Annotated in this window: 8 protein-coding genes; all 8 read right to left on the bottom strand. The window is 47.7% G+C overall.

From position 1 onward, the window contains the following. Positions 1 to 103 precede the first annotated feature (103 nt). The gene (locus AC4PM4_RS07805) at positions 104 to 1,150 is read right to left on the bottom strand and encodes a glycoside hydrolase family 18 protein (RefSeq protein ID WP_063564582.1); all 1,047 of its coding nucleotides are present in this window, start codon (positions 1,148 to 1,150) and stop codon (positions 104 to 106) included. Positions 1,151 to 1,155: 5 nt separating this feature from the next. Then, positions 1,156 to 3,789 carry a transglutaminase domain-containing protein gene (locus AC4PM4_RS07800; protein WP_491613280.1) on the bottom strand — a complete coding sequence of 878 codons (2,634 nt, stop codon included), beginning with the start codon at positions 3,787 to 3,789 and terminating at the stop codon, positions 1,156 to 1,158. Positions 3,790 to 3,796: 7 nt separating this feature from the next. Next, positions 3,797 to 4,819: a carbohydrate-binding family 9-like protein gene (locus AC4PM4_RS07795; RefSeq protein ID WP_090807964.1), complete on the bottom strand. Its 1,023-nt coding sequence runs from the start codon at positions 4,817 to 4,819 to the stop codon at positions 3,797 to 3,799. Positions 4,820 to 4,882: 63 nt separating this feature from the next. Beyond that, positions 4,883 to 6,169: an alpha-L-fucosidase gene (locus AC4PM4_RS07790; RefSeq protein ID WP_063564585.1), complete on the bottom strand. Its 1,287-nt coding sequence runs from the start codon at positions 6,167 to 6,169 to the stop codon at positions 4,883 to 4,885. 33 nt (positions 6,170 to 6,202) lie between these two features. Then, positions 6,203 to 7,798: an extracellular solute-binding protein gene (locus tag AC4PM4_RS07785; RefSeq protein WP_064640230.1), complete on the bottom strand. Its 1,596-nt coding sequence runs from the start codon at positions 7,796 to 7,798 to the stop codon at positions 6,203 to 6,205. 41 nt (positions 7,799 to 7,839) lie between these two features. Next, positions 7,840 to 8,748: a carbohydrate ABC transporter permease gene (locus tag AC4PM4_RS07780; protein WP_063564587.1), complete on the bottom strand. Its 909-nt coding sequence runs from the start codon at positions 8,746 to 8,748 to the stop codon at positions 7,840 to 7,842. Between the two features lie 16 nt (positions 8,749 to 8,764). Next, the gene (locus AC4PM4_RS07775; RefSeq protein ID WP_063564588.1) at positions 8,765 to 9,736 is read right to left on the bottom strand and encodes an ABC transporter permease; all 972 of its coding nucleotides are present in this window, start codon (positions 9,734 to 9,736) and stop codon (positions 8,765 to 8,767) included. Between the two features lie 1,197 nt (positions 9,737 to 10,933). After that, a complete protein-coding gene (locus AC4PM4_RS07770; RefSeq protein WP_063564589.1) occupies positions 10,934 to 11,857 on the bottom strand; it encodes an S-layer homology domain-containing protein in 924 nt (307 codons plus the stop codon). Positions 11,858 to 12,140 lie beyond the last annotated feature (283 nt).

The raw sequence follows: 12,140 nt of genomic DNA, 5'->3' as shown, positions 1-12,140 counted from the left end.
TCGTAAAATAGATAAAAACCTCCCCGAACCTTTTGGTCCGGGGAGGTTTTGTATGTTTTTGGCTCATATAGGCAAGCCGATCCTTGCAACCGACTCTCTTCTTCTATTTCCCTACCGGAACATCTTGAAGCCCTTGATGTATTGCACCCAGCAGACGATGGGTCGGATCACAGCCGTATTCCCAGAACATAATGCCGGCCAGGCCCTGATCCTTCACGTAATCGCATTTGCACTGAATCGATTCTTCATCATCATAAGATATTAGGCTCGACCCATTAAAGAGAAACGGTGCACAGGCTTCCTCATCCCAATAACGGACGTAACCATTCTTGTTGATGTACTTCGCTTCCAGTTCGGCAAATGCCGGACCATAGCCGCCTGTGCTACCAGCCATTTGGTGAAGACCGTGGTTTCGGTTAGGAACCTCAGTCCAGATCCGTGAGTAGAACGCAGCGCCGATAACGATCTTCTCCTTCGGAACGCCGGCACGGATGAACAGGTTCACGGAAGCATCAGTACTAATTCGGAACAGATCTCCGGTTGGCGTATACAGATTCGTATGATGTCCGGTCAGAACCTGAAAACCGCCGCGCATATCATAGGTCATCAACTGCACAAAGTCCAGGTACTGCTGCACCTCAGCCATCTCTGTACCGTCGACGTAGTATTGATCAGCCCCTGCCGCAATGGTGAGCAGATAATGACGGCCATCCTCGGAGCCCTTGGCATCCAGTGTTTCCCGGATCGTCTTGAGAAGTAAGGTGAAATTCCTTTTGTCATCACGACTGGATGCGATACCGGCTTCACCGTAAGAAGGATACTCCCAGTCCAAATCGATCCCGTCAAAAGGGTACTCCTCCAGCACCCTAACCGCTGATGCGGCCATGCTGTCCCTCCCCGCTTGGGTTGAGGCGGCTTCAGAGAAACCACCAGCGCTCCATCCGCCAACGGACAGCAGCACCGTTAGATTCGGATGCTTCCGCTTAATATTACGGATAACCTCTCCGTTTTTTAAATGCTCGGTGGTGATTTCATCATTCTTGACATGTCCAAAGGCTACATTCAGATGGGTCAACTTCAACAGATCCTCATCCGTCATGTCGGGAAGAACAGAATCGACGACATAACCAGCAGCAATATATTTCGTCATCCTCTTCACTCCGATCCATTCAATGATTGAAATATCGCAGCAGCAATCTGCAGAGCTTCCTTGCCTGTACCGATCTTGTACCCAGAGGCCGAGTATCGGATTTGATCCTGATTATCCAGCACGAACAGATGCGGATAGCCCGCTTCGTGAGCGGCAGGTTTCGAGATGAAACCGGACAAGGACGCATAGCTGGAATCCCGTACAAAAATCGTACGTATCGGCAGCTTCGGATAAGCCCCAGAGTCAAAGGAGGCGCTCCATTCTGTATCTCCGATCACCAGCACGATCGGCACGCCCAGTTTATCCAACGGCTCAGCCAGCTCACACAGCTCACGAATCAGATGTTTGGTCGGTTCCCGTTCTGGTTCAATCCAAGCAGCAATGGCCCCCTCAGCTCCCAAAAGATCCTTCAGTACCACCTCTGAACCATCCAGACGAGTCAACTCATTGCCGGTTGCCAGTTTGCCCAGCACAGGGATGTCTACCACCGTCTCGCGATAAGTCAGTGCTACCTCTGTGGTGTCTCCGGCGCGAACGGTGCAGTAGGTGAAGCGGACTCTTACCGTTCCATCTTTCAGACGGATACCGGTCGTTAAGCGATAAGCTCCCGGTTCGACCTCGAATGGACCGCTATAAACATCGGTATGGCCATATGGATAAATCAGCGTTTTGTACACACCATCCTCCAGACGGGCCAACGAGAAATTCTCCGCATAGGATGCTGACGGCGCATCCTCCCGAGCCTCTGAATCCTTGAGAAGTTGCAGCATTCCCCAGCTTGAGCTCTCCTGATTTCGAGAAGAAGTTAGACTGAACACCGCATCCTCCCAGCCTTTGTCACTAAGATACTGCGGTTTCTGCTCGCTCGGATGCAATCGGGCCGGAATGCCCAAACTGCGGCACACCGCGACAAACAGAATATCGAGCGACTGTGGATCTCCCTTCATCAGGCTGTAAGTACCTACAGGGTTTCCCTTACCTTTCAGGTTAGGAAGATCCTCATAATACGAATAGCTCTGTTCCAGCTTGCATACAAGCTTCGAAGGATCTTCCCTGAACGCCGCTGCTTCTTCCTCGGAATAAGCATTCTGGAATACGGATCGATAAGGCACCATCATTTCATAGGAGACTCTTGGGCACAGGATGTACTTCACAAACGTCTCTTCTGCCCATTGTCCACGCTGCGAGAGTGAACCTATAAGATGATCGTCCAGTGTCGGCCGAAAAGTGTCGATCAAATCTTTTTCGTTCATCGACTCCAGCAACTGTAGTGGCCACTCGCCAAATTCACAGGAACGCCCCTCTAGGAAAGCAGCGATTTCGCGGCTGTTGCCCCGTGCCTTCTGTAGAATATCCCGTACGCGCTCCGGAGGCAGTCCAGTTGTATGAGCCAATGCAAATGCATCTTCCTCACTCAGGAATGTATCCTCATATCCACTCCGAATCTTCGTACCTTCTTCCAGGCGGCGGTTGTGATTCAGGATCTTCTCTTCTGGTAACGAAGCCACTACTTCTCCCTCCCCTTCCGGAGGAGGAACCATATCAAAATCCAAGATCCCTGATGGCTGCTCTAACGAATTCAACACGAGCTCAACATGAGCGCTGTCCTGAGCTTTGAATAGAATTTCACCCCACTTGCCACCACTAACCGCACGAATCACTAGGTCGCCATGACCTGTCTTAAAGGAAGCTTCTCCTTGTGCGTCCGTCTTGATTTCGGCGATCGGATAAAATTCAGCACTATTGTATACCTCAAAGCGGACACTCGCTTCAGACACGGGCGCACCCTGCTCATTTATCACCTTCACGCAGATGGTATGCGCTGGCGCATAGTTCTCCAGTAAATTGATCTCCGTATATCCCTTCTCGGAGAGTGTTATATCCTCCGGTCCCGGATAGTCGGCAAATATTCTCGTATTAATCAGCATGGCCCTGCGGGCTGGTGGACTGAACCATCCTTGATTCAATCCGGCTTCCGGTTCGCATGCCCCAATGTAATACCATTGGCCGTCCGCCCAGGCTTCTACCCAAGCATGATTGCTGTCACAGTGAGCCCAGCGTGGTGTGTAGACCTGACGGGCAGGTATGCCGATGCTACGAAGAGCGGCTACCGCCAGCGTGGATTCTTCTCCACAGCGGCCGCGGGCATTTCGAATCATCGTCAGTGGCGATATCGTTCGCAGATCACTGCCAATATAAGTCGCTTTTTCATGACACCAGTAATTGGTCTCCAAAATGGCATCCGCCATGGATAACTTCGCTGTCCGGTCGGCCAACTCGTCAAAGATAATGCCACGGAAATCTTCAATATTCTCTGTATTGATTCGATAGGGAAGCACAAAATGCAGAAACAGATGATCTGGTACGCGCTCCCCCCAAGGCACACGCTTGCGAATGTCCAGTGCCCGACGCACATGACTGAGGAACAGTTCCCCATCATAATCAGCCAGGTCGTTCACTGGCATGTAGGCATACACATATTTCAAAGCCCATGCCTCTTCTTCAGTTAATGGCTGCTGAAACACATGAAACAGCTTATCTTTACGGGTATCCGCAAAGTTTAACTTCTCCTGGAACTTCTGCTCGATCAGCTCCAAGGACTGTGCATCCATCGAGAACACCAAGGTTTGGCTGGTCATCGCTATCTCACTCCCTCCACAGCTTTCCGTCTTCCCGAATACAGATTAAGGTAGTGCCATCCGAGGAAGGCGTACTAATCTGGAATAGGCTACGGGTCGTTTCAATTACAGGCTGGCAAATCAATGATTCCTCACCCATAAGTAACTTCACATCTTGTGTAAATTCACCATGGGCTTCAAAATAATTGCGTTCACGGTAATAGAGTCTGCGAAGCTCCCATTTAATTCGTTCATCTTCTGGCAGCTCAAAGGGCTGATCCGTTCCGTCATCCGAAAATACGACATATCCCCATAGCTCCGGATAATGCATGTTGATAATACCCATGGGCGACCAGACCCAGTTGTCCTCCGGATAAGGTTTGCCTGTATCCGGATTCAGCACCTTGCGGTACTCACCATCCTGCACCTCAGTCTGCCATTCCACCCGTGAGAAGTTGACACGCCAGAACTCACCCGGTGCTGGCGGACGGTTACCTTCGGCACATTCCTTTAGGCTGGTCCAGGGAATTGCGACCTCGACGCTCCATTTTCGGTTAGCGGCGCCAGGTGTGTTCAGCTCCCCATCGATATGTACGGCTGTCTTAAGACCGCTGATATCCCAACCGTTGACCGGAGGTCCACCATCCCGATATGGCTTCACCAATAACAGGTCCCATACTGTATTCAGCGCATTGATCTCGAACTCATAATATTGATGGGTATCCCCGTCGGGATCGATAAAAATCTCAAAATCATTGTCATAGAAAATAACAGAATCCCGCTCGGTCAACGTAGCCCATATCTGATCTTCAATAAGTTCGGCAGCAAAGTAGAAATAGTCGTCATCCCACAGCATTTTTACCCGAGTCTGTTTTCCGGGTTTCGGACGAAGATCCCCTTCGATATCAACGAAATCCTCCGTCCAATCGGCCGCACCCCAGAATGCCTTATCTACGCGTCCGTCCAGTATCAGCGGTTCCTGCGCACGCTTGCATATATAATGTTTGGGAGCATACTCAATCTTCGGCTCAGGTACTCCACTTTGGTTCATATCGCTCTCTCTCCGCTTCATGAGGGAGGGCATGCATCTATAGGTGCATGCCCTCCCGTAATGTTAGTTATGAGTAACAACGGCTCCTGAACCGCCGTACATTTCCAGTTCCTCGTCGAATTCGAGCTTAAGAACCGTCACCTGCTCATGTGTGTCCTCCGGGGTCATTTTGATCCACGTTGTGCCCGGGATATTGAACCAAGGCACGCCCCCATGAATCTCATGGTTAAGTTCTTTGCCCGAATGCAGCACAGTAATCTTCTTGATCTTATTGCATAGTCCCTTGATGCATACATTCTCTTTTGGATCGTCATAAACAAACAGATACAATGCCTTTCTATCCTCGGATACGGTGCTTCCCCCCAGATAATAGCGAGGCATAATACCTTCACCCGTTCCAAAGACGGCCTCTTCATGGGTTCGGATCCATTCTCCCAGCCCAAGCAGAATATCCTCCTGCCTCTTATCAATGGTGCCATCCTCGCGCGGACCGATATCCAGCAGCATATTGCCCCCCATTGAAATACAATCACAGAACATCCGAATGATCTGATTTAACGATTTGTATTTATGGTCTGTTGGCACATAGCCCCATGATGTGTTGATCGTGGTGCAGAACTCCCATGGTCCCTCTGGTCTTGTAATCGGAATACCTTGCTCTGGCGTTTTATAATCCCCATATCCTTGAAGGCGGGAGTTGATGATGACATCCGGGTTAAAAGATTGCAGGTAATGCTTGAACTCCGGCAGATTCCACTGCTCGGCGCTTCGCTCCCAGTCCCCATCGAACCACAGCAGATCCACCTTTCCGTAATTCGTCATGATCTCTTGCAGCTGTTGGTTATTGAACTCAAGGAATTTCTCCCATTTCTCCTGATCCTGAACACCATCTACAGGACTTGAATGCCGATTGACATTGCTGAGATCCTCTGGTACCTTTCCACCTTCAAACACGCTAGGATAATCCGGGTGCGACCAATCAATCAGCGAAAAGTACATCCCTAGATGTATGCCTTTCTCCCGAATTGCTTCCGCATATTCCCTCACGAGATCCCGATTCGCTGGTGTCTGCTTAACGACATTGAGGTCACTATACTGCGTATCCCACAGAGCAACACCATCATGATGCTTCGTTGTCAGCACGGCGTATCGGGCTCCGGATTTCTCAATCAAGTCTGCCCACTTCTCCGCATTAAACTTCGATGCCGTAAAGCCGTCCAGCTGCTTCATGTACTCTTCGTAAGAGATCCTTCCATTATAGAAGGACCACGATTCCGAAACCCCGTCCACAGCATAGATGCCATAGTGGATGAATATTCCCAGCTTGGCCTCTTCAAACCATTTCTGCATCCTTGTTCACACCTCTTTCTGGAGTCCTTGTTCTTATTGGCCTGTGTTCCAGCGATCGTAGGCCCCTTGATACAGTTCAACGATACGGTCGCTGCCCATTTTTTTGATCTGCGCAATATACTTATCCCAGTTCTCAAGCGGCTCTTGGCCTGTTACGAACTTCGCTTCCATCTGCTTGACGTACGTATCCAGATCAGATAATAAAGCGGTCGCTTCGCTTTGCTCTTCATTTGTTAAATAAACGTTAGGGAATGGTGATTTTCCGATAGGCACCAACTTCTCTTGATTCTGCTGGTCAAGCCATTCATCAAATTCGGTGCGAAGACCTTTCGCTATATCCGGATCATTAATACCCGGTGTCAAAATGCCATAGTTCGGCGTGATTTTACCGCGATATTCCTCACGATCCCCGCCGCCAGGAACAGGCAGCCACTCTTTTACGAGATTTTCCTTGTCTTTGAATTTCCACAGCAGACCTTCAGGACCTTGATTGAACAGGGTCGCCCCATCATAGCTGTACATATAATCGATCCAACGCATAGTTGCCTCAGGGGACGGGTTGCTGCTAGTAATAGCAAAGGTACCACGTGCCGATATGCCTGGGTGTTTACCGTATACAGGTGAGTCTGCGATCTCACTCTTCACGGGTGTCATCAGCGGATGTTTTGTGCTAGGCTCGCCGCCGAGTGTGAAGTAAGGATGGTAGTCATTGAACAATGCAAGCTTGTTGCTTTCGCCTTTTGCTTTTTTCTGATCGCCGGTTTGGGAGAAGGTCTCATGATCCAGCAAATCTTCTTTCCACAAGCGGTTCATGAACGTCAGATAACCTTTGTAGCCTTCTTCTTGGTAAGGATAGTGAACTTTTCCGTCCTTATCCGCATAAATTCCTTCGTTGTACATTCCCCAGAATCCGAAGAAGTACATACGGAGATCATCCAGTTTTACAGAAGTAAGCGGAATTTCATCTTGTTGTCCGTTGCCGTTAGGGTCTTCTTCCTTAACACGCTTCAGGTACGTATATAATTCTTCCGTAGTCTTAGGTTCCTCTACATTAAGTGCTTTTAGGAATTCCCCGTTATACCACATCGGGCCTCTGTACCATACGGCAGCCGTATCAATAAATGGCAGTGCATACATATGTCCGTCAGGCGTTGTAAATGATTTGCGAACATCCGGGTTTTCGTCGAGAATCTTCTTAATATTGGGGGCGTAGCCCTCATCAATGTATTTTTCCAGTGGGATCAGAATGCCTTGAGTTCCATAAGTAACCTGCTCAGCTGGCTTGAGATCCGCAGCATAGAACATATCCGGTAAATCGCCGCTTGCGAATACCAGGTTCTTCTTTGTTTCAAAGCTGTCGATCGGCGAAAGCTGGTACTCCAGCTTGATGCCTGACAATTTCTCCATCTCTTGCAGGACTGGCATCGTGTTCCAGTCGGCAACGCCCGCATCCTGGGACATGACCTTTAACGTAAGTGGTTTGTCCACAATCGGGAATCCTTCTTTTTTGACCCCTTCGACATTTGAAGTCGCAGAACCTCCATCTTCATTGGAACCACAAGCTGCAAGCAATGCTGCGGATAGGGTAAGGCAGAGTACAATGGATGAAGCCTTGCGAAGCTTTTTCATGACGACAACTCCCCTTTTTTAGTGTGGATTATGGTTTAAGATCATCCCTTGACGGAACCGATCATAACACCCTGTACAAAGTAACGCTGAAGGAATGGATAAATCGCAATCACAGGTAAGGTTGAAACAATAATGACGGCATATTTGACCAACGCAGCAATTTCCGCTTTGGAATTCATCGCCGTTGCTGAAGAGGTATCGATAGCTCCACCGCCCTGTGCTGCCATCTCCTGAAGTACCAGGATTTGGCGAAGAAAGAGCTGCAGCGGATACTTCGAGGAATCATTTAAATAGATCATGGCACTGAAATAGCTGTTCCAGTGTCCGACTCCGTAGAAGAGCGCCATCACGGCAATGATCGGCATGGAGAGCGGAAGCACAATCCGGATGAACAACCGGGTGTTGGTACACCCGTCGATATGGGCCGCCTCCTGCAGCTCCTTGGGAATGGTCGATTGGAAAAACGTACGGCATACGATAATATTCCAGATAGATGCAGCTCCTGGCAGAATAAGCGCCCACATGCTGTTCACCATACCAAGATCCTTAATCAGCAGGTAGCTCGGGACAAGCCCTCCACTGAAAAACATCGTTACCATAAACATCGCCATGAAGAATCCACGTCCCACAAAATCAGAGCGACTGAGCGCGTAGGCTGCCGGAAGAGTGACCATCAGGTTGACGAGTGTACCTACGACGGTATAGATGATCGTATTTTTGTACCCAATCCAGATGTTGGTGTTCTCAAATACGCGAGCATACCCTTCAAACGTAATTCCTTTGGGTAGCAGCCACATCTCACCGGAGCTTACAAATTTGGGATCGCTGATTGAGGCGCTAATGATGTATAACAGCGGGTAAAGCACAATGACGAGCGCTATCGTCAGATAGATGTAGTTGCACCATAAGAACACTTTATCGCTTCTGCTTTCCTTAACCGCGGTTGACATGTGTTTTCCCCTCCTTTTACCACAAACTGTTTTCACTGGTGCGACGTGCAATTTGGTTCACCGTAATCAGCAGAATCGCATTAACTACCGAGTTGAACAATCCTACAGCTGTGGAGAAACTGTACTGTGCATCGACCAGACCGGACCGATAGACAAATGTCGAGATGACATCGGATGAACCCATGTTCAACGGATTTTGCAGCAGCAAGATTTTCTCGAATCCGACGCCCAAAATACTGCCCATATTCAGAATTAACAAAATGGTGATCGTAGGGATGATCGCTGGAATGTTAATATGCAGAATCCGTTTGAACCGACTCGCACCATCCACCACGGCAGCTTCATGCAGTTGAGGGTCCACACCCGAGAGAGCTGCGAGGTATATAATGGTACCCCAGCCTGCACTCTGCCAGACACCTGAGAGTACGTACACCGTCTTGAACCACGCAGGGTCTGTCAGAAATTGAGGGGCCTGAAATCCAAGAGCCTCCACCAAATTGACAATCATGCCTGACGAAGGTGACAAGAAGGTAATGATCATACCCGACATGACTACGACCGAAATAAAATGTGGTGCATACGTGACCGTCTGTACGGTACGTTTGAAGAAGGAGTCCTTTACTTCATTGAAGGCTAACGCCAGAATGATCGGCAGCGGAAAACCTATAGCAAGCTCATACAAGCTGATACTGAGGGTATTCCATAACAAATCCCAGAAATAATACGAATTAAAGAAGCGGATAAAATGATCGAAACCAACCCACGGGCTTCCCGTAACACCAAGCGTCGGGATAAAGTTTTTGAATGCGATTTGTATGCCGTACATCGGCCCGTAATGAAAAATCAGAAAGTATAGAAATGCTGGCGCGATAAACAGATACAACTCCCAGTTTCGAATCATCCTTCTCCATAATTTATTTTTCTTGCGGTTCGGAATCGTGTACACCGATAGGTTTTGCGACAAGGCGGACTTCCCTTCTGGCTGCATCAGTTGTTTCCTCCTTTTCTAAATGAAAATCCGTCCGTTTTGTAAGAAGAGCGAAACACTCCTGTTCAAATGTAAGGAATGAGTCCCGGACCACATTTCTATCATGCGAGGCCCTTGTTTCCCCCTCAAATTGGTAACGCTTACACACTGAGTTTATGGATCATTTCCGAATTCGTAAATATGCTATTTCGATCTTCACTCTTAAAAACACGGAAAGTACTGTTAAAACAGGGGTTTAAGCTTTTGGTTCCAGCTTGTCATTGTCATTTTGGAGACATAAAACATGTGGAATTTGACCCATTTCCCTCTTGAAGTTGTCGTTTGGAGTAGCTTCGCATGAACTTGAGAGATGTCCGATCTGAATGAAAGTTGAGAAACAGACCTTAAAGTCAAAACCCACATATGTTTAGGAAAGAGCTATTCCATGTGTGTAGGTCGCATTCTGGATTCACATCGGTCATACAGGTCGCAAGGTCTTAGCATGCATAGCGCATTACCATCTTGAATGTAATAGAAGTTCCTCTTCATTGCTACTGTGTTTCGACCTCCTCCTCATGCATTTGACCTTCTAATGTCTTTCGGTCTGCTCTTGTAATGGGTGAGGCGCACCTTTTCTCTCTTGATGCTTAGGAAAAGTAAAGGATAGATTTAATTCAACCACATAAATGTAATATTATCTATCATATATTCACCACCTGCATCAAGCTCCCTTATGGCTTGGCTTTATTCTATGAGTTTCTTCCCGTCTCCGTAAATATGTCGTTTTCACCCTTGGCTACAAGGCACATAAACGTAGATAAACACTGGGTATATCCAGTCATATATGTTGAATTTGCACATGACATGGAGATCTTGAATGAATGATAATTTCCGGATCAGGCCAGAAAAATAGCCGCTCCGTTAACACGAAGCGGCTTTATCGCTTATATAGATATTGATTCACATCTTATAAACGACAATCTTAATGTTATTTAACATAACATTAATTACCTTAATTTCACTTTTTAAATTACTTACGAGTCACAAAATATAACATATAATAAATAGAATCAATACTTTTCAGTCGGACTAATCAAGATTCGAACTGAAAGACGGCCGCTCTCCCTACGCAAGCTTTTTCATATCGATCGTCGGTTTCAGAGAAAAAACAAAAAAACGTGCTCCGATCAAGGATCGAAGCACGCTGGCAAGGCTTGATTACTTTCCAGAAGGCTGTGCTTCTGCAGTGTATCCTGTTGGAATGTCTGTCTCTGCGGTTACATCGGTAATAACCATTGGATACATCATGTCCGGGTCAGGTTGGATAATCGTATACAGCACGATGGCACGTCCATCCTTCTCCAGTTTCACATCTTCAATCTTCAATCCATAACCAGGATGAGGCATTTGCGCGGTCAGTTTGACTTTTACCGTCTTGTCATCCACTTTGGTTGATGTCACGGTAGGCACAATCCCTTGTTGGCCTTCGCCTGGATTCGTTGGAGTCGGTTCTGTCGATCCGCCATTGCCGTGCTTATCTACAAATTCAAGTGCATTGAAGATCATGCTTGCAGCCTCCATACGGGTAAGCGACTGATCTGGACGGAAGTTTCCGTCCTTATCCAGTTCAATGATGTCCATGTTCAGCAGGTTCTGGACCGCAGATTTGGCGTCCTTACCGATTTTATTTTCGTCCTTAATATCATTATACAGCATGATCACCGGATATTCTCCGGTTGTGTTAATCCCTTCAAGGAGCAAAATGGCAAACTGCTCACGCGTCATTTTGGCCTGTGGATTCAACTCCACCGGAATGGACAAACCATTCTGTGTTGCAGCCTGAACCGCATCGGCGTACCAAGTCGTTGGACTAATTTTATTTTGTGCCGAAGCGGCAGCGTATTCATTTTTGAGACCAAAAGCGTTCACAATCAGTTGAACACCCTGTGGCTCGGACAATGCGAGATCCGGACGAAATAGATCCGCCGTTACTCCATTAACAACACCCTTGGAATGTAACGAGTCCACAATCGTTTTTTGTCCTTCATCTTTTACATCCGAAAATGCAAGTACCGATGCACCTCCTGCCGTCAAAGACACGCAGAGCGCAAGCGTTGCAGCCAATCCTTTTTTATGTTTCATTTCTTGGCACCTCCATATTTAGTAAACCCAATTTTTGACCTCTTCAATCCTACAGACGGCAGCCCCCCCTGAAATGTTTCAGTAAAATCGACATCTGGTGAATAAATGATGGAAATACTGCATATATCCCTTACCCTACGGGCGCCGATCTGCTTTCTTTCCATTATGCTTGCTTGCTTCGTTGACATCCTTACCGTTTAGCGCAAAAATAAGAATAGAGAATTCTAGCGAATAACGGATAAACTGCAAACCGGATCGCATAAAGTAAGAGGGCACGACGCGC

The organism is Paenibacillus sp. MDV22-iso6 (genome assembly GCF_058408365.1).
Note: the sequence above shows the minus strand (reverse complement) of the source record. Positions and strands in the feature narration are given on the sequence as shown.

Excerpts from the sequence above, each read along its gene's own strand:
- AC4PM4_RS07800 (WP_491613280.1), bottom strand. The coding sequence starts at position 3,789 with ATGACCAGCCAAACCTTGGTGTTCTCGATGGATGCACAGTCCTTGGAG.
- AC4PM4_RS07780 (WP_063564587.1), bottom strand. The coding sequence starts at position 8,748 with ATGTCAACCGCGGTTAAGGAAAGCAGAAGCGATAAAGTGTTCTTATGG.
- AC4PM4_RS07795 (WP_090807964.1), bottom strand. The coding sequence starts at position 4,819 with ATGAACCAAAGTGGAGTACCTGAGCCGAAGATTGAGTATGCTCCCAAA.
- AC4PM4_RS07785 (WP_064640230.1), bottom strand. The coding sequence starts at position 7,798 with ATGAAAAAGCTTCGCAAGGCTTCATCCATTGTACTCTGCCTTACCCTA.
- AC4PM4_RS07790 (WP_063564585.1), bottom strand. The coding sequence starts at position 6,169 with ATGCAGAAATGGTTTGAAGAGGCCAAGCTGGGAATATTCATCCACTAT.
- AC4PM4_RS07805 (WP_063564582.1), bottom strand. The coding sequence starts at position 1,150 with ATGACGAAATATATTGCTGCTGGTTATGTCGTCGATTCTGTTCTTCCC.
- AC4PM4_RS07775 (WP_063564588.1), bottom strand. The coding sequence starts at position 9,736 with ATGCAGCCAGAAGGGAAGTCCGCCTTGTCGCAAAACCTATCGGTGTAC.
- AC4PM4_RS07770 (WP_063564589.1), bottom strand. The coding sequence starts at position 11,857 with ATGAAACATAAAAAAGGATTGGCTGCAACGCTTGCGCTCTGCGTGTCT.